20 protein-coding genes are annotated in these 17,236 nt (G+C 39.6%); 4 read left to right on the top strand and 16 right to left on the bottom strand.

The genetic code is table 11. The annotated features are described in order from the left end of the window. Nucleotide 1: 1 nt before the first annotated feature. A complete protein-coding gene (locus L3V42_RS05070; protein ID WP_235760827.1) occupies nt 2-739 on the bottom strand; it encodes a segregation/condensation protein A in 738 nt (245 codons plus the stop codon). 149 nt (nt 740-888) lie between these two features. Between L3V42_RS05070 and L3V42_RS05075 the strand changes: the two genes are divergently transcribed. After that, nucleotides 889-984: a YjcZ family sporulation protein gene (locus tag L3V42_RS05075; RefSeq protein WP_235760828.1), complete on the top strand. Its 96-nt coding sequence runs from the start codon at nt 889-891 to the stop codon at nt 982-984. A 77-nt stretch (nt 985-1,061) separates the two neighbouring features. On the opposite strand, the gene L3V42_RS05080 is transcribed toward L3V42_RS05075, so the two are convergent. From L3V42_RS05080 to L3V42_RS05150, 15 genes are all read right to left on the bottom strand, one after another. Next, the gene (locus tag L3V42_RS05080) at nt 1,062-1,424 is read right to left on the bottom strand and encodes a GNAT family N-acetyltransferase (RefSeq protein ID WP_235760829.1); all 363 of its coding nucleotides are present in this window, start codon (nt 1,422-1,424) and stop codon (nt 1,062-1,064) included. A gap of 153 nt (nt 1,425-1,577) precedes the next feature. Next, nucleotides 1,578-2,015, bottom strand: a complete 438-nt coding sequence (locus L3V42_RS05085) for a peptidylprolyl isomerase (protein WP_235760830.1) — start codon at nt 2,013-2,015, stop codon at nt 1,578-1,580. Nucleotides 2,016-2,094: 79 nt separating this feature from the next. After that, nucleotides 2,095-3,402 carry a diaminopimelate decarboxylase gene (gene lysA, locus L3V42_RS05090; RefSeq protein WP_235760831.1) on the bottom strand — a complete coding sequence of 436 codons (1,308 nt, stop codon included), beginning with the start codon at nt 3,400-3,402 and terminating at the stop codon, nt 2,095-2,097. A gap of 616 nt (nt 3,403-4,018) precedes the next feature. Then, on the bottom strand, nt 4,019-5,506 hold the full coding sequence (locus L3V42_RS05095; protein WP_235760832.1) for a spore germination protein: 1,488 nt from the start codon (nt 5,504-5,506) through the stop codon (nt 4,019-4,021). Between the two features lie 33 nt (nt 5,507-5,539). Further along, nucleotides 5,540-5,968: a stage V sporulation protein AB gene (locus L3V42_RS05100; RefSeq protein WP_235760833.1), complete on the bottom strand. Its 429-nt coding sequence runs from the start codon at nt 5,966-5,968 to the stop codon at nt 5,540-5,542. After that, a complete protein-coding gene (locus L3V42_RS05105; RefSeq protein ID WP_235760834.1) occupies nt 5,955-6,563 on the bottom strand; it encodes a stage V sporulation protein AA in 609 nt (202 codons plus the stop codon). The genes L3V42_RS05100 and L3V42_RS05105 overlap by 14 nt, the downstream gene beginning before the upstream one ends. Before the next feature lie 205 nt (nt 6,564-6,768). Continuing rightward, nucleotides 6,769-7,524, bottom strand: coding sequence for an RNA polymerase sporulation sigma factor SigF (gene sigF / locus L3V42_RS05110; RefSeq protein ID WP_235760835.1), 756 nt, complete (start codon nt 7,522-7,524; stop codon nt 6,769-6,771). Nucleotides 7,525-7,535: 11 nt separating this feature from the next. Beyond that, on the bottom strand, nt 7,536-7,976 hold the full coding sequence (gene spoIIAB, locus L3V42_RS05115; RefSeq protein ID WP_235760836.1) for an anti-sigma F factor: 441 nt from the start codon (nt 7,974-7,976) through the stop codon (nt 7,536-7,538). Beyond that, nucleotides 7,973-8,326, bottom strand: a complete 354-nt coding sequence (gene spoIIAA / locus L3V42_RS05120) for an anti-sigma F factor antagonist (RefSeq protein WP_438822735.1) — start codon at nt 8,324-8,326, stop codon at nt 7,973-7,975. Before spoIIAA ends, spoIIAB begins: the two co-directional genes overlap by 4 nt. Nucleotides 8,327-8,428: 102 nt before the next feature. Then, nucleotides 8,429-9,610, bottom strand: a complete 1,182-nt coding sequence (locus L3V42_RS05125) for a D-alanyl-D-alanine carboxypeptidase family protein (protein WP_238471488.1) — start codon at nt 9,608-9,610, stop codon at nt 8,429-8,431. A gap of 442 nt (nt 9,611-10,052) precedes the next feature. After that, the gene (gene xerD, locus L3V42_RS05130; protein ID WP_235760838.1) at nt 10,053-10,943 is read right to left on the bottom strand and encodes a site-specific tyrosine recombinase XerD; all 891 of its coding nucleotides are present in this window, start codon (nt 10,941-10,943) and stop codon (nt 10,053-10,055) included. Between the two features lie 91 nt (nt 10,944-11,034). Continuing rightward, nucleotides 11,035-11,490, bottom strand: a complete 456-nt coding sequence (gene fur / locus L3V42_RS05135) for a ferric iron uptake transcriptional regulator (protein WP_235760839.1) — start codon at nt 11,488-11,490, stop codon at nt 11,035-11,037. Between the two features lie 109 nt (nt 11,491-11,599). Continuing rightward, the gene (gene spoIIM / locus L3V42_RS05140) at nt 11,600-12,238 is read right to left on the bottom strand and encodes a stage II sporulation protein M (RefSeq protein ID WP_235760840.1); all 639 of its coding nucleotides are present in this window, start codon (nt 12,236-12,238) and stop codon (nt 11,600-11,602) included. Nucleotides 12,239-12,327: 89 nt separating this feature from the next. Then, nucleotides 12,328-13,512 carry an endonuclease Q family protein gene (locus L3V42_RS05145; protein ID WP_235760841.1) on the bottom strand — a complete coding sequence of 395 codons (1,185 nt, stop codon included), beginning with the start codon at nt 13,510-13,512 and terminating at the stop codon, nt 12,328-12,330. After that, entirely contained in the window at nt 13,512-14,057 is a 546-nt protein-coding gene (locus L3V42_RS05150) for an NUDIX hydrolase (protein ID WP_238471489.1), read from the bottom strand. The genes L3V42_RS05145 and L3V42_RS05150 overlap by 1 nt, the downstream gene beginning before the upstream one ends. A 133-nt stretch (nt 14,058-14,190) precedes the next feature. Between L3V42_RS05150 and L3V42_RS05155 the strand changes: the two genes are divergently transcribed. From L3V42_RS05155 to rnz, 3 genes are all read left to right on the top strand, one after another. Continuing rightward, nucleotides 14,191-15,111 (top strand): aldo/keto reductase, encoded by a 921-nt coding sequence (locus L3V42_RS05155; protein ID WP_238471490.1) that lies wholly within the window; start codon nt 14,191-14,193, stop codon nt 15,109-15,111. 38 nt (nt 15,112-15,149) lie between these two features. Continuing rightward, entirely contained in the window at nt 15,150-15,872 is a 723-nt protein-coding gene (locus L3V42_RS05160) for a glycerophosphodiester phosphodiesterase (RefSeq protein ID WP_310739766.1), read from the top strand. A 411-nt stretch (nt 15,873-16,283) separates the two neighbouring features. Next, nucleotides 16,284-17,201 carry a ribonuclease Z gene (rnz, locus tag L3V42_RS05165; RefSeq protein ID WP_238471491.1) on the top strand — a complete coding sequence of 306 codons (918 nt, stop codon included), beginning with the start codon at nt 16,284-16,286 and terminating at the stop codon, nt 17,199-17,201. Nucleotides 17,202-17,236: the final 35 nt, after the last annotated feature.

Raw genomic sequence — 17,236 nt, forward strand, 5'->3', positions numbered from 1 at the left:
TTCATTCCTCCATAGCATACAAGTATAACACATCAAAATGCTTCGTTTGTTTACAATAAATTTGCCGATCTTTCATTAGCTCCAACAAGGCAAGAAAAGTGACGACAATATGGTTACGGGTGCGCTCGGGAAACAATTCATCAAACCGGACACCTTGTTTCGTTTGATTAACGATGGAAAGTACCTGATCCATCCGTTCTTCGAGTGAGATTTCCGTCCGTTGCACTGTCGTGTCGAGCGGTTCATTCCATTTTTTCCTTTCAAGCATCTTGCCGAGTGCACCGAGCATATCATAAATCGTAATATCTCCTTGCACAACAGGCGGTTTTTCCGTCAAGATTTCATCGAATCCCATCGGTGGTCGTGTAAAGGTATGAGTTGCTTCTTCTTCTTTTTTCTTTAATTTCTCAGCAGCTTCTTTGTATTTCCGATATTCAATTAAACGTTGCATGAGTTCATCACGGGGGTCTTCCATATATTCTTCCACATCATCTGTCATTTCTTGTTTCGGTAAGAGCATTTGACTTTTAATCGCGACGAGCGTAGAAGCCATTACGAGGTACTCACTTGCAATATTCAACTCTAATATTTGAAAGGTGTGGATATATTGCATATATTGTTTCGTTATCTCTGCTACAGGGATATCATAAATATCAATTTCATATTGCTTGATTAAGTGCAGTAAAAGATCAAGCGGTCCTTCAAATTGTTCTAATTTCACCTTATAAGCTTCTTGCATCATCTGCATCCTTTCTCGAAAAGAAAAAAATTATGTTATCTGCCCAAACATATTCGCTAGCAGTACATAAGCTATATCGTAAGTAAAGTCAGATTGCTCTATAACGCTGGCTTTATCACCTACGCATTACGTAAAGGAGGTTTTTAGTTATGAGTGGTAGTTACGGTGGAGGTTTTGCAGGAGGATTCGCGCTAATTGTCGTGCTGTTTATACTCTTAATTATTGTAGGGGCAGCATGGTTCTAAGTCGAATGTAGGTGATTAATCTACCCGCTTAAAATAGCAGGTATAAAAGCCAGCCCGTCTGATGGGGCTGGCTTTTATTATTCAATCGCGTCACACTTCTCATAAAACTGTCTAATCTGTTCACTTGGATAAACAATATATTTCTCACTATATATTTCTTTCGCTTCTTGAATCAATGTTTTTCCGAGTCCTAGATTCCGGTGGGAAGGGTTGACGGACAAATCTTGAATAACTGCGTGCATTCCATCTTCCACACGAATGCCTACTGCACCTAGGATGTCATCTTCCTCATTTTTCCATAAATACAAATGCCAATCCGGATTCGTTTCATACTCTTTTATATGTTGCTGCAGCTTTTTTACATCCCGCTTGTCATCAGGCATAAAGGATAATAAGCCCATAGCAATTTTTTCCATATTTTTCTTATAGCGAATCAACATATCAATCCCTCATTAATTAACTTAAACTCATCTTAAGTTCTTTCAACAATGAATCATTCAACTAAAAGCATATATATATTTATGGCATTTTAATGCTAGTTTGTCAAATAAAAATCATATATGAAAAAGGAATGAACCTTGGTAATCGATTTATTACTCAGCCGATACCCGTACTTCTTTCATGGCATCACCATTTTGCATATTGCGTGCAATTTCTAGTCCGGAAGTGATTTTTCCGAAAACGGTATGAACTCCGTCTAGATGTGGCTGCGCTTCATGAACAAGGAAAAATTGGCTTGATCCTGTATCTTTACCAGCATGCGCCATCGATAATGCACCGGCTTCATGCTTGTGCGGATTACCTTCTGTCTCACACTTAATCGTCTTCCCACTGCCGCCAGCACCAGTTCCTGTCGGGTCTCCTCCTTGGCTTACGAAACCAGGAATCACGCGGTGGAAAGTCACCCCATCATAAAATCCTGAGTTTGCAAGATCTTCAAAGTTTTTAACCGTGTTCGGTGCAGCTTCTGGGAAGAATTCCATTTCAATTTTTTCTCCATTTTCCATTAGTATATAGCCTGTTTTAGCCATGCAAAACGCTCCTTTTATATTTAATTCATATTCCAATATAGTTTACCATTTTCGATTATTAATGAAAAGAAATGACACATCATTCATAAGATAAATCATTTTTCACAATATCTTCTACACTCTCTCTTCTTACGACTTGCTTATCGATCCCATTTTCTACAAAGACTACTGCCGGTCTCCTAAAGCGATTATAGTTGCTTGCCATGGCAAAACCATAAGCACCAGTTGCAAAGACAGCAAGGACGTCACCTGGCTCTGCTTCCGGAAGTGGAAGATCCCAAATAAGCATATCTCCAGATTCACACGCTTTTCCAGCAATGGATACGGTATCTACCGGGTCTTCTGTTGCCCTATTCGCGAGAACGGCTTCGTATTTTGCTTCATAAAGAGCTGGTCGAATATTGTCAGCCATCCCGCCGTCTACAGATATATAATTTCTAATATCGGGGATCTGTTTGGACGAACCAATCGTATATAACGATACACCAGCATTACCAACAATCGAACGTCCCGGTTCAATCCAGATCTCCGGCATGGCAATATTTAAACGATCACTGTTTTTCTTAACAGCTGCAGCGATTTTTTCTGCATAAATAGGATACGCTAACGGTTCGTCTTCTTCCGTGTACCGAATTCCATATCCTCCGCCGAGATTTAACACTTCAGGGACAAACCCTGTCTGATCCAGCCACTTTTCCAATTGATTGAATAATAGATTAACAGCAACCATAAAGCCATCGGTTTCAAAAATTTGGGAACCAATATGGCAGTGCAGACCTTTCAAGTGAATATGTTCGTGGTTATGTAAAAGTCGAAATGCTTCATCCACTTGGCCATTAACGAGGTTAAAGCCAAATTTAGAATCTTCATTTCCAGTCATGATGTATTGGTGAGTGTTGGACTCAATACCTGGCGTTACCCGGATTAATACATCGATTGTCTTATTCTCAGCTTGAAGTATTTCTTCGAGTAATTGAATTTCATATAAATTATCTATAACGATACAGCCGATATTTTGGTCGACAGCCATTTTTATTTCTTCTCTGCTTTTATTATTGCCGTGTAAGTGGATTCGCTCTGTAGGAAAATCTGCTTGAAGTGCTGTATACAGTTCTCCTTCCGAAACGACATCAAGACATAAGCCTTCCTGTTTAGCAACTTGAACCATTGCAATACTGGAAAAAGCTTTACTCGCGTATGCAACTTTAGCTTGTACATTCAAATCTTTAAAAGCCTGTACGAAACTTCGAGCATTTTTACGGATAATCCCTACATCGTATACATATAAAGGTGTTCCATATTTTTCAGCAAGTGTCAAACTGTCGACACCGCCGATCATTAAGTGTCCTTTATCATTAACTTCAAATGGATGGTGGTCAATTATCATTTTCGTTTCCCCCCGTACGCTATATTGTAAAATGATACATAACTTTATCATATTAAAGAGGAAAACAAAAGAACAATGCCTTAAAAATTTATATCGATACATTATCACTTTCATTCAGCGTAAGTATTTTGCGCATTCTCTAGACTGGAGTTCTAATCGCCGTTCAGTTGCCCGGTGTGGATGCGCATCCTTAGGCACTGCTAGAGCTCCTCGGGCTAAGCACTAAGGGGTCTCCAGGCTCGTGCTGTTCCCGCAGGAGTCACCGTCCACCGGGCAACTGAACTGGTAGAGATTATTATTATTAGCATTTATACCGGTGCCATATCACGATAAAAATAATACTTTTGGAATAATAAACAGTGATCTAAATTCGGCCTTTGCTGATAGCAGTCCAGACACCTCGAGACTCCTGCGGGAGGACAGCTAAAAACGGTCACGTTCTGTGACCAACGCCGGCATTAGAACTTCCTGTTCGGAGGTAGGCCTGCGAGACCCCTTAGTGCTCAGCGCCAGGAGGCTTGCCGGCCGCTCAGCAGGTGCGAGAGGTGTCTGGACTGCGGACCTCCAGTAGAAAGTTTCCGAGTTTGGCACACTTACGCTGAATGAAAGAGAACGTTTATTTGTCGTTCCCTTTGCCTTTTTCTACAGGTTGACGATAAATATTTTTCGGATGGACAATACTTGGCCTTCTATTGGAGTACGGAACAGGAATCCGAAAGATGATGTGGAGCAATGCACTTGGGTTATATGGGATGAATGGCCAGAAATATGGTGTCTTTAATGACTTTTGATTTACTAAATATAGAACAGTTAATGTAAAACCAATCATTAGCCCATTAACTCCAAATAACGCTGTCAGCAGAATCAAGAAATATTTTAATATTTTATTTGCCGTACCCAGCTCATAGCTCGGCGTCACATATGAACCAATCGCAGCGATCGAGACGTATAGAATGACTTCCGGACTGAATAATCCTACATCAATTGCAATCTGTCCAATTAACACCGCAGCGATCAATCCCATTGCAGTCGAGAGTGGTGTTGGTGTATGGACCGCTGCCATTCGTAATAATTCAATTCCCAAGTCGGCTAGAATGATCTGAATGATGATTGGAATATTCCCATCTTCATTTGGTCCTATAAAAGACAGGTCTTTCGGTAAAAGGCTTGGATCTGCAACAAATAATAACCAGAGTGGAAGCAGATATATTGAAACAAGTACCGCTAAAAAACGAATCCACCTGATAAACGTACCAAATATCGGTGACTGTCTGTATTCTTCCGCATGTTGCAAGTGATGAAAATAAGTCGTCGGAAAAATAATCACACTCGGTGAAGAGTCAACAATAACTAGCACATGGCCTTCCAATAAATGGTTAGCTGCAACATCAGGTCGCTCCGTATAACGGACTAAAGGAAAAGTATTCCATTTCCTTTCAACGATAAATTCTTCCAACGACTTATCAGCCATGGATAGCCCATCAACTTCCACTGATTCGATTCGACTCTTAACTAAATCAACAAGTCCATCACTTGCAATATCTTGAATATAACTGACACAGACATCTGTTTTCGAACGCTCTCCGACTTTCATCATTTCATTACGTAAGCGAGCGTCACGCAACCTTCTTCTCGTTAAAGCTGTATTTTCTACAACATTCTCCGTATAACCATCCCGGGAACCTCGAATAATTTGCTCCGTATCCGGCTCTTCCGGTGTCCGTCCAGGGTAATGTCTTATATCAACGGTGAAAGCCTCGTCATATCCATCTAAAAACAGAACTACGAGACCGGAAAGCAGTTCGTCAACTGCTTCATCCAATGTTTCTAACTTTACAAGCTGTTGATGCAGCAGGCGGTTTGTAAGTATTTCAGGCAGTTTCTTTTTCTCCCGTTCATATTCATTCAAGTGAACGAGCTCTTTTAGTAATTCCTGAATGATACTTGAATCACATAGACCGTTAACGGAATAAAGCTGAATCCGGCGTTCGAGTACAATAATTTCTCGAAAATCAACATCATAAGAAACGCCTACTCCGAGCCTTTCTCTCAAATATTCTTCATTTTTCTTCAAATCATGAAATACTTTTGTTTTTACTTCCATTCTCTTCACTCCGAACTCAAGTTTCGTAACAATCTAAACGGTAACAAAATACAACCATTGAAAAAGCGAGCCGATAATTTTACCGAACATAATCGCCATCAATAGCCAAAGTAAGAAACCGTCCACTCTTACCCGTTTCAATAAAATAGGGATTACATTCAATATTTCGGTAAGTGCCGCTGCAAGTAATCCATTGAAAATCCCATGCAATAGACCTAAAAACACAAGCAGGATAACGGGCTCCTGCCAACTTCCATCAAAAAAGGTAAGGAAAGTGCCAAACAATAATCCAGATATAATACTTGCGGTATATATTTTAAGAAAAGATGCGGTTTTACTTAACTGAATGAGACGCGGGATAATCTTCAGCACTGTAATAAAAGCTACAAAACCTGCACCGACTGTAATACCACTGCCAAAACCGATGAACGCTTGTATAATATTCAAACTAACTTCTGTCATCGAGCTCATTCTCATGTATGACTAAATATTGATCGAGTTCAGTTTGGTAGTTAGAGATTTCTATCTCAAGCGGGCTTGGTTCTTCATTGAAACGTTTATTGAACCAGTGATTAAAAAACAATAACGTTCCGAGTCCCAATCCAAGTGAATAAGGAATCTGAATCCATAACGGAAACTCATTTTCTTCACCGGTTAAGATGAAATGGAGTCGCTGCTGAACTTCTTGCATGCTCACATCATAATGAAAGTTCATGATTGTCATCGCCGTACCAACAAATAAAAGCAGCCAGATTAAACATGCGATGAATAAATTCGCTTTTCTTCTTTTCTTTTCAATCCGGATAACGGTTTGTTCCGGCCCAACCGTTTCTATCTCCCACTTAGGAAACTCTTTTGTAAGTTCCTTAATGATGAGAAATACGTCAATTACAAGGATGTTAAGATCTGCATCCCGGATACGGTAGATTGGTTTATTTTCAAAAATTTCTTTGATTTCTATTGGAGCAGCGATATGAGCGATATCATTTAGAAGCAGCTGTTTATTTTCGCTTACGCTAACATTTCGCTTCATTCGCAAATAGACCGTTCGCGTCATACCATCACCGACCTTTACCCAGCATTTTGCTTAGTATGCGTATTTTCGATGATTTTTATCCAAAATACATAAAGTAAACCTTCATTCAGTGGGGATATTACAGACCGCTAATGCGTGAGAAATAGATTGCGCAAGTTCTTACTACTAGGTTTTTCTACAAGAAACACCCCCAGCAAGGGGGATGAAATCCTTACCGGGGGTATTTCTAGATTCCTAAGTATTCTTTTATCTCTTGCAAGAGTTTCTTTTCGATTCGTGAGACTTGAACCTGAGAAATTCCTAGACGTTCTGCAACTTCCGTCTGGGTCTGGTCTTTATAATATCGCAAATATACAATCAATCGCTCTCTTTCATCTAGATGCTGAATTGCTTCTTCCAACGAAATTTTCTCAAACCATTTCGTATCTTCCGTTGAAATCTGATCAAGTAATGTAATCGGATCACCATCATTTTCGAAAACCGTTTCATGAATGGATTGTGGTGTCCTTGCTGCTTCTTCAGCATGGACGACTTCTTCTACTGTAAGGTCCAACTCATTCGCAAGTTCACTGACAGAAGGTGACCTGCCAAGCTCTTTCGTCAGGACATCCTTTGCTCTGCGAATTTTATTTCCTGTCTCCTTTAAGGTCCGGCTTACTTTTACACTTCCATCATCCCGAATGAACCGCTGAATTTCTCCAATAATCATCGGTACAGCATAGGTGGAAAAGCGGACGTCATAGGATAAATCAAATTTATCGATTGACTTGATTAATCCGATACTACCAATTTGAAATAAATCATCCGGATCGTATCCCCGGTTGATAAAGCGTTGGACGACTGACCAGACAAGCCGAACATTTTGCTCCACCAAGAAATCCCTGGCTTCTTTATTGCCATTTTGGCTTTGGTATAGGAGTTCTTTAACTTCTTCATTTGTAAGCTTGTGCTTATTTGATTTTGGTTTTGTATTAAGATCCATTGGCTCTCATCCTAATTATAAACCGTTTTATTATTTATTAATTGCTTTGACATCTCCACCGTTGTACCTTCGCCAAGTCGAGATATAATTTCTATTTTATCCATAAAATTTTCCATAATAGTAAAGCCCATACCTGAACGCTCCAATTCCGGCTTAGAAGTATAGAGCGGTTCCCGGGCCTCCTCAATATCGGCAATGCCTAACCCCTTGTCTTCGATTCTCAGTTTTATTTCATTATCCTCTATTGAACAAAATATTTTAATGAAATGATGAGGTTCATTCTGGTATCCATGAATAATTGCATTGGTTACTGCTTCTGAAACAACAGTTTTCATTTCCGTCATTTCGTCAACCGTCGGATCTAATGGAGCGATGAATGCCGCAACAGCAACTCTCGCAAAGGCTTCATTCTCACTGACACTTAAAAATTCAAGCTGCATACTATTTTTCATGATGCCACCCCCAAAGTTTCCAAAGCATATTCCTCATTTTCAGCAAGACGGATGATTTTAAATAAACCGGCCATTTCAAACAAACGATTAATTGGCGGCGTGACAGAACAGACGACCATTTCACCACCAAGCTGCAACACTTCTTTATATCGGCCTAAAATGACACCTAAACCCGAACTGTCCATGAATGAGATTCCATCCAAGTTTAAAATCACATGTTTTACAGAGTGATTATAAAGCATGTCCTTCCATTCTTTACGGAGTGTTTCAGCCGTATGGTGATCTAGTTCTCCCGTCAGTCTGACAATTAGTACATCCTCCTTCACGGAAAATAAGGATTGTAATCCCACATTAATCTCCTCCTCTTTTATTCCTTAATCTATGTTTCTTTATTGCTCCCTTGAATTCCTGCATCATGACAAAACTAGTTGATATTCCCGCTTAATCGACACTTATTCAAAAACAGTCACTTCCTGAAGAGAACGTTTTAGTAATGTGAAGAAAGATGCCTTATGAACCGAGCGTTCCACAGTCAATGGCGCTTCGATTATAATTTCTTCGCCGTTTTTAATGAAAAGGGTACCGACCTTGTCTCCTTGTTCAATTGGAAGGTCGATTTCTTCCATTAATTCATACTCTGTTGTTAAATCTTCAAGCTTTTGTCCTTTTGTATGAATTGTGCTTATCGGAGAGGCGGTGATGATGTTTGTTTTTTTCCTATCACCTTTTAACGTAGATATCTCTGTAACGACATCTCCCTTGTCATAAAGCTTTTCCGTTTCAAATTGGTTAAATGCATAATCGAGCATGGATGAAACTGCAGCATTTCTTGCTTTTGAGTTCTCATAACCTAAAACAACAGCAATAACTCGCATATCATCTTTTTTAGCTGTCGCAGCCAGACAGTATTTTGCTTCGCTTGTGTAACCAGTTTTCAATCCATCAACTTCAGGATAAAATCGGACGAGTTTATTTGTATTGACAAGCCAGAATTCCTTGTCGGTATCTTTCCGTAAGTAATCCTCATAAATGGATGTGAATTCTGTGATTTTTTCGTATTTTAACAATTCACGTGACATCATCGCCATATCATAAGCGGTGCTATAGTGGTCTTCTGCTGGTAAACCAGATGTATTTTGGAAATTTGTATTCTCAAGACCTAATGATTTCGCCTTTTCATTCATTGCTTTTACAAATGCTTGCTCACTTCCAGCAATCCGTTCAGCAAGCGCTACACTAGCATCATTAGCTGAAGCTACTGCTACACCTTTTAAGAGGTCTGTAACGGACATTTCCTCCCCTGCTTCAAGAAATATTTGCGAGCCGCCCATGGACGCAGCATTTTCACTTACACGGATCTTCTCATCAAGTGATAATGTTCCTTCGTCGATAGCTTCCATGATTAATAATAGAGTCATGATTTTTGTCATGCTTGCCGGTGGTAACTTTTCATGGGGATTCCTATCAAATAAAATCGTACCGGTATCCTGTTCAATCAATATCGCGGATTTTGCATCCTCGGCAAGTTCCAGCTCATTCTCCGCATCAGAAGCTGCATCTACCCCTGCTAATGGAGTGAAACTAGCAAATAGTAAAAATGAGATAACAGTTAGAAGAATACTGCTCTTATTCATAGATTTACCTCCAAATTTTAGTATGGAACTAGGATGCCCAATTTAGAGGTTTTTTATACAGAACAAAGGTGGAAGCGCCCGTTTAGCAACGTACAAACTGTGCCTCCCAGGATGGGAGGTAGTTCGATGTTGCCCCAGGAAGGGGCGAACTTAATCGAACCTCTTTTTTACCGGAAGGGAGAAAAAGGAAACTCAGGCGACGATAGTGAGTTGATGTTGACTTCCACCACAAGGGTATAAGTGCGACTAAGCCTCTGGCTGAAGCCAATCGGCCGAGTCTTCTTTATCGATTGGAGGAGGGTGAAGTTTGATAGTTGCTGGTCGCTGGATCCGGACGTGGCCACTGCCAGCAACTGTGGTTATAACAACATTTATATTTTATAGCTACCTATATTAAAAATCCCATATCCATTTGATATGAAATATGGGATGAATGTGTCTGTTATGCTCTTGGATGGTAGGCGTTGTACATATCTTTCAGTCTTGTTTTTGTAACATGTGTATAGATTTGTGTAGTTGAAATGTCCTCATGGCCAAGCATCTCCTGAACAATTCGCAGGTCAGCGCCATTCTCGAGCAGATGGGTAGCGAAGGAGTGGCGTAATGTATGTGGGGTTATATTTTTGGTAATGCCAGCTTCCAGCGCTTTTTTCTTCAAAATCTTCCAAAATCCTTGACGCGACAAGGGTCTACCGTGCTGATTGACAAAAAGCGTTTGCGTATTTTGCCCTTTCAATAGCTTCGGTCTTGCATTATCTAAATAATCTTCAATCGCATGGATAGCTGTATTTCCTAAAGGAACAATTCGTTCTTTAGAACCTTTTCCAAAACACTGAACAAACCCCATCATAAGATGCAAATCATTTGTTTTCAGTTCAATCATTTCCGTCACCCTGAGACCTGTTGCATATAAAAGTTCCAGCATCGCTTTCGTGCGTAAATCTAACGGTTTGCTATCGGTTATTTCAAGAAGCTTATCCAATTCATCTTGAGAAAGTACATCCGGTAATGTCCGTTCATTTTTTGGTTTTTCGATATGAAGGCTTGCATCTTGTGTAACGATTTGCTCTCTTACTAAAAATTGGTGGAAAGCACGAATAGATGAAATATGCCGGGAAATTGTCGCAGTTGATTTCCCGCTATCTTTCAAATGAAAGAGAAATTGCAAAATGTCCGGACGCGAAATTTCTTTCCAGTTCGTTTTCATCGCTGTTTTCTCCAAATGTTGTATGTAGCTCTTTAAATCGCGTTTATAGGAGGTCAAGGTATTGGCAGCAAGCCCCCTTTCGATTTGTAAAAAATGCAAAAAATCTTCCAGTTCATTATAAAGCATCACGCTCATCTCCCTTTATCTATAATTTACCATAGGTGGAATAACAAAAAAAGCTTCATCCCGTTTTGGACAAAGCTGCTCTTTACATTGATTATTGTGCTTTCACAACGGTTTCCTGACATTGTTTACAAATTCCATGGAATGTCAAACGGTGATCCTTTACTTGGAAACCAAAATCATTTTCAACAATTTTTTCTACATCTTCTAATAAATCATTTACAATTTCTTCAACGGATCCACATTCAATACAAACTAGATGGTGATGAAAATGTTTAGCGCCTTCTTTACGAAGATCATATCGAGAGACACCATCTCCAAAATTTATTTTATCGACAATCTTTAATTCAGATAATAATTCTAATGTTCGATAGACGGTAGCTAAACCAATTTCAGGCGACTTTTCTTTAACTAATAAATAAACATCCTCCGCACTTAGATGATCTTCTTCTCTCTCTATCAATACCCTTACAGTCGCTTCACGTTGTGGGGTCAATTTATAATTCTGTGCATGGAGTTGTTTTTTAATTTGTTCAATCCGATGTTCCATTCCTCGTTCGCCTCCCTCATAATCCCAACTTTATTATAGGCGCCATTCTTAAGCGTGTCAAAGTATAGTTTATTAGTTTATATTAATAATAATTATAAAGAAGGTTCGATTATAAGTAAAATGATTTGATTAACATTTCCATTAGGCCTCCAGAAATGTACACTTCCGCTAACGCCGCACCACCCGATAACAAAATCAGCATTGAGAATATAATAATGTAATTGACAAAAGGCTGCCAAAGCGAATCCACATTTCTTCTTGAAAAAATCTTTCTCAGACTGAAGAGCGCAAACAACATTGCCATTGTACCTGCAAAAATATAAATCGGAATAACAATTAAATTATGCGGTGCAATGGTTAAAGAAGCAAACAACAACCCTTCTGAACCGAGTTGATTCACAATAAAGCCGACCGAAAAACCGATGACCAACCCTTTAATAAATAGTAAAATCCAGATGATTGGTAATCCAATCACGGAAAGCCCAAGAACAGATAATAATAAAAGATATTTTAAATGAAAATAAAAACTATCTTTCCATACTGTAAAGCGGTCCACATCTTGTTCGTCCAAGGTATGATTGAAAAACCGTTCCAAATAGAAAAACAAGTCCTGTTTCTGGATAAAATTCATGCTGTTAACGAGGACTGCACCAAAAATAATCCCGGTTAACAGCAGAATACACATAAATAAATAGATAATTGCATGGGACTGTATATGGTTTGCGAACCTTAATTTAAACTCTTGCATGTGGACCCTCCTTAGCATCTTTCTATAGTTATGCTATGAGGGTCTATCTTTAAATAGAACTCATTAATAGACTCACGTTCCGAAAACACTTACTCGCTAGAATCACTCTCTCCAGTAATCACTTTCCCATATTTACCGCCGCCACCTGCAGCTATTTGCAATTCTCCATTCCGGTTGGTTATTATCATGTCGGCAAGTTTAGCCGGAACAATCACTTCCAACTCTTCCTTGCTTACCCGGTGGATGATATTCATTTCCGTACCGAATGCAGTTAATAGTTTTGTATAAGTTTTCGGACCTAGAGAAGGGATGAAGTCAAGTGGGACTTGATGAATATAAACAGGACGTTCTCTCGTATTTTCATTCGTTTTTAACGTATCGATCCGTTCTTTTACACCGTTTATCCGTTTCAAGGAACCGCAATTACTGCACGATTCATTTTTTGGCGCAGGATGCAAGCAGTTTTTACAAACCGTATGATAATACTTCCCAAGACGCGGATTCATGCCGAAGTTACGAACGACCTTTCTTCCTTCGACTTGGTGGATTGCATAGTAAAGCTCCTTGAAGCTCGGTGTTTCCATGAGGACTTCCTGATATTCCCTCGCCATCTTTCCTAATGAATGGGCATCAGAGTTTGTTAAAAATGTATAAGGGTGAAGCTCATCGATCCCCTCAACCATATACGTGTCCGAACTAAGACCAAGTTCAACCGCATCAATCAGCGAATCATCCAGTACTTCCCGTAGAGACCGCTCTACCCCTTTACCGTATAAACTTTTGAATGGGGTAAATATGTGAGCAGGAATAAATAAGCCGGATAACTCTTTTACTTTATACTGCAAATCCTTTGCAGAACCATAGTACCTTTGGGAGCTCAGATTAATATTTGTCATTCGTTCTTTAAGCCAGGCAGTAAAGGTGCTAATGCTTTCAAGTGTTGGGAAAAAGCAAAGAACATGAATTGGTCCTTTGCAATTTTCATCATATATTTCAATTTCTGAACCGAGAATCAACGTCACTTGCTTGAACCGAATCCCACCATCACTCAAGCTTAAAGCCTGCTTTGTATCAATTAGTTCCTGAATTTCAGCTTGCACGGCAGGTACGTGACAATCAATGACGCCAACCATATCCAATCCTTTCTTCTCATCTGCTTCTTTTAAAACATTGGATAAAGTAAGTGACGTTGCTCCGGTAATTTTTACCGGACGATTAGCATGATCCCTGCCGATATGAATATGCAAATCTACAAAATACGATGATAATTGCATTACATCCTCCCTAGCGCATGTAAGTAGAGAACGGCATAATTTGTTTTGGCGTCATGAATCATTTCTTCCTCGACATATTGTTTCGCTTCGTCCAAAGTTAATTCAACAATTTCAACAAATTCATCGTCGTCCCCTGGAACGGGCGTCTCCAATTTTTCCAATGTATCGGTAACGTATATATAAACAAGTTCATCAGCAAAACCTGGAGATGAGTAGAATGATGTGACAAAATTCAATTCTTTCGTCGTATAACCCGTCTCTTCCTCCAGTTCACGAATTGCTGCCGCCAGTGGTTGCTCATTATTATCCAATTTCCCTGCTGGTATCTCCACTAATGTTTTTTCAAGTGGTTTACGATATTGTTTCACGAATACGATTTTGTTATCTTTTGTAATCGGGATAACTGCTACAGCTCCCGGGTGTTTGACGATTTCCCGCTTCGAATTCTCCCCGTTTGGCAAGACAACATCATCCACTTGCAAGTCAATAATTTTTCCGTTGAATATTTTTTCTGTATGGATTGTTTTCTCTTCAAAGTTATTCATTGTTATCTCCTTCATTCTTTCTTTTATTCCCCATTTTATCATATATTTATTCCTTAAAACTACTAACTGATTGGCGTATGTCACGAAACTTCCTTATAATGGGGATAAGTTATGAATTAGCGGGGTGTTTTAATTGAAAAGAAATCAATTAGGGAAATCTGATATTTATGTATCTGAGCTTACTCTCGGTTGTATGTCCCTTGGACAAGATAAAAATAAAGCAAAAGAAATTATCGATACTGCATTAGCACAAGGAATTAATCATCTTGATACAGCAGATTTATATGATTTTGGATTGAACGAGGAAATTATCGGGGAGATTATTAAAGATAGAAGACAAGATATAATCTTAACTACAAAAGCTGGGAACCACTTCTCGAAAGAAACGAAGGACTGGTTCTGGGATCCTTCAAAAGGATATATCGTACAAGCAGCAAAAGAAAGCTTAAAACGGCTCCAGACCGACTATATTGACTTCTTCATGCTTCACGGCGGAACATTGGATGATCCAATAGAAGAAACGATTGAAGCGATGGAAGAATTGAAACAAGATGGATTGATCCGGGCTTACGGAATTTCCTCCATTCGACCGAATGTGATTGATACGTTCATTAACAAATCTTCTATTGATGGTGTGATGCTGCAATATAACTTGCTCGACCGGAGACCCGAAGAAAGTGTCTTAAAGCAGCTGGAATCGAATCAAATCAGTGCGATTGTAAGAGGACCACTAGCGAAAGGCATGTTGAGTACATATTATAAAGAAAATATTACAAAGAAAGCAGCAAAAGGCTTTCTGGACTACAATCAGACCGAGCTGCTGGAAACGGCTGAAGCTATAGCAGAACTCGCTGGAGGAATGCCAATGAACGAACTAGCATTAAAATATGTCCTACAACATCCTGCCGTTACAACAATCACATTTGGAGCAAGCACGAAAGAACAGGTCATGGAAAATACAGCAGCTGATTTAACCGCTGATTTACCGGAAGATTTGTATGTAAAGTTAAAAGAACATACAAAACGAAATATCTATGAGCAGCATCGGGTATAAGCCTATCTGATTTCGAAAGGATGGATCAATTGCAGACGATGATATTCGCTCACCGCGGAGCAAGTAAATATGCACCAGAAAATACGCTGCCTGCTTTTCGCCTTGCTTATCAAATGGAAGCAGACGGAATCGAAACGGATATACAATTAACAAAAGACGGCATTCCAATTCTGATTCATGATGAGGATTTACGGAGAACGACAAATGGAAGAGGTCATATTAAAGATTATCATTTGGAAGAACTAAAGACCTTGGATGCTGGCGCTTATTTTGCAGCTACGTTCATTGGAACACGAATTTTGACACTTGAAGAATTCTTAGAGTGGGCCAGTGATAAGCCGTTACATTTAAATTTGGAACTGAAAAATAATAAAATAGACTATGAAGATATCGAAATAAAAGTGCTTGATGCAATCAGAAAATACCAAGTAAAGCAGCGCACGACAATTTCAAGCTTCAATCCAGAAAGTGTCAAACGGATGAGGCAGCTCGATCATACTTTAGATGTTGCTTTTCTCCGGTCAGGAAAACACCCTAATCTTGCAGACTATGCTAAAGAATTAGGAGCAAGCTCTCTACATGTCAAGCATACGCTGCTTACACCTTCTTTAGTCAAAGCATGTGAAGCAGCCCATCTTCCTATCCGGGTCTATACTGTAAATCGTACGATCTCGATTAAAAAATGCTTGAAACTTCATTGTTCCGGCATCATTACCGATGTCCCAGATAAAGCACACCATATCCGAAATATTTTTAAATAAACCATCCATCGCTTTCATTCAGCGTAAGTGATTTGCACGTTCTCTTGAAATGCTCTCTAATCGCCGTTCAGTTGCCCGGTGGACGGATGCGCATCCTTGGGCACTGCTAGAGCTCCTCGGGCTGCCGCCCTGCGGGGTCTCCAGACTCGTGCTATTCCCGCAGGAGTCACCGTCCACCGGGCAACTGAACTGGTTGGGATGATTATTATTAATAGCATTTATTCCAGTACCATGTCACGAAAAAATTATATCTTTGGAATAATAAATAGCGTTCCAAATTAAGTTTTCCCTGGTAGCAGTCCAGAAGTGAGTTTCGGACACTTACGCTGAATGAAAGTATAAGTATATCTAGCCGTATCAGGCTAGGTATGTTGAATGAATATGTAAACTATTTATCGCGGAGGAAATCGCATGGAAATCACATTTCTTGGTACTGGTGCTGGCCTTCCTTCAAAAGGAAGAAATGTATCAGCTATTGCCCTGCAACTCCTGCAGGAAGAGAACCAAATTTGGTTATTTGATTGCGGAGAAGCAACCCAGCACCAAATACTACACACCTCAATAAAACCGAGGAAAATAAACAAAATATTTATCACCCATTTACATGGCGATCATATTTTCGGCCTGCCAGGCCTGTTAAGCAGCCGCTCCTTCCAAGGAGGGGATGATGCGGTTACGCTTTACGGCCCAACTGGATTACGTGATTATGTCGAAACGGCGCTCCGTATCAGTAAATCTCATCTCAACTATCCGATTACAATTGTTGAAATAAAAGACGGATCCGTGATTAAAGAAAATAACTTTACGATTTATGTAAAGGAGCTGGACCACGGCGTCCCAAGTTTCGGTTACCGAATTGTTGAAAAAGATTCACCTGGAGAATTACTTGCAAGCAAATTACAAGCTAAAGGTATTCCACCAGGACCTTTATACGGTAAAATTAAAAATAATGAATATATCAATACGGAACAGTTCGGTACACTATACCGCAAAGATTTCATTGGACCGGATAAACCGGGGAAAATCGTTACTGTAATGGGAGATACCCGTTATAGCGCAAGCTTTACTACATTTGTTGAACAATCTGATGTTTTAATCTATGAAGCAACCTTCAAGGCGGAACAGGAAGATTTAGCGTTTCAATACTTTCATAGCACAACGAAGCAAGCCGCTACTCTTGCAAAAGAGGGCAATGTGAAACAGTTGATCATGACTCATATTTCATCACGGTATCAGCAAGAAGACGATGAGGATTTACTGCAGGAAGCACGAGTAATTTTCCCGGATACGGAGCTTGCAAACGATTTTTATCATCACAATATCAGGTAATAGATAAGCGTTACACGGACTTTAGGAGAGATAAA

The organism is Oceanobacillus alkalisoli, from assembly GCF_022213125.1.
Lineage (GTDB): Bacteria > Bacillota > Bacilli > Bacillales > Amphibacillaceae > Oceanobacillus > Oceanobacillus alkalisoli.

Excerpts from the sequence above, each read along its gene's own strand:
- L3V42_RS05070 (WP_235760827.1), bottom strand. The coding sequence starts at position 739 with ATGCAAGAAGCTTATAAGGTGAAATTAGAACAATTTGAAGGACCGCTT.
- L3V42_RS05075 (WP_235760828.1), top strand. The coding sequence starts at position 889 with ATGAGTGGTAGTTACGGTGGAGGTTTTGCAGGAGGATTCGCGCTAATT.
- L3V42_RS05080 (WP_235760829.1), bottom strand. The coding sequence starts at position 1,424 with ATGTTGATTCGCTATAAGAAAAATATGGAAAAAATTGCTATGGGCTTA.
- L3V42_RS05085 (WP_235760830.1), bottom strand. The coding sequence starts at position 2,015 with ATGGCTAAAACAGGCTATATACTAATGGAAAATGGAGAAAAAATTGAA.
- lysA (WP_235760831.1), bottom strand. The coding sequence starts at position 3,402 with ATGATAATTGACCACCATCCATTTGAAGTTAATGATAAAGGACACTTA.
- L3V42_RS05095 (WP_235760832.1), bottom strand. The coding sequence starts at position 5,506 with ATGGAAGTAAAAACAAAAGTATTTCATGATTTGAAGAAAAATGAAGAA.
- L3V42_RS05100 (WP_235760833.1), bottom strand. The coding sequence starts at position 5,968 with ATGACAGAAGTTAGTTTGAATATTATACAAGCGTTCATCGGTTTTGGC.
- L3V42_RS05105 (WP_235760834.1), bottom strand. The coding sequence starts at position 6,563 with ATGACGCGAACGGTCTATTTGCGAATGAAGCGAAATGTTAGCGTAAGC.
- sigF (WP_235760835.1), bottom strand. The coding sequence starts at position 7,524 with ATGGATCTTAATACAAAACCAAAATCAAATAAGCACAAGCTTACAAAT.
- spoIIAB (WP_235760836.1), bottom strand. The coding sequence starts at position 7,976 with ATGAAAAATAGTATGCAGCTTGAATTTTTAAGTGTCAGTGAGAATGAA.
- L3V42_RS05125 (WP_238471488.1), bottom strand. The coding sequence starts at position 9,610 with ATGAATAAGAGCAGTATTCTTCTAACTGTTATCTCATTTTTACTATTT.
- xerD (WP_235760838.1), bottom strand. The coding sequence starts at position 10,943 with ATGCTTTATAATGAACTGGAAGATTTTTTGCATTTTTTACAAATCGAA.
- fur (WP_235760839.1), bottom strand. The coding sequence starts at position 11,490 with ATGGAACATCGGATTGAACAAATTAAAAAACAACTCCATGCACAGAAT.
- spoIIM (WP_235760840.1), bottom strand. The coding sequence starts at position 12,238 with ATGCAAGAGTTTAAATTAAGGTTCGCAAACCATATACAGTCCCATGCA.
- L3V42_RS05145 (WP_235760841.1), bottom strand. The coding sequence starts at position 13,512 with ATGCAATTATCATCGTATTTTGTAGATTTGCATATTCATATCGGCAGG.
- L3V42_RS05150 (WP_238471489.1), bottom strand. The coding sequence starts at position 14,057 with ATGAATAACTTTGAAGAGAAAACAATCCATACAGAAAAAATATTCAAC.
- L3V42_RS05160 (WP_310739766.1), top strand. The coding sequence starts at position 15,150 with ATGATATTCGCTCACCGCGGAGCAAGTAAATATGCACCAGAAAATACG.
- rnz (WP_238471491.1), top strand. The coding sequence starts at position 16,284 with ATGGAAATCACATTTCTTGGTACTGGTGCTGGCCTTCCTTCAAAAGGA.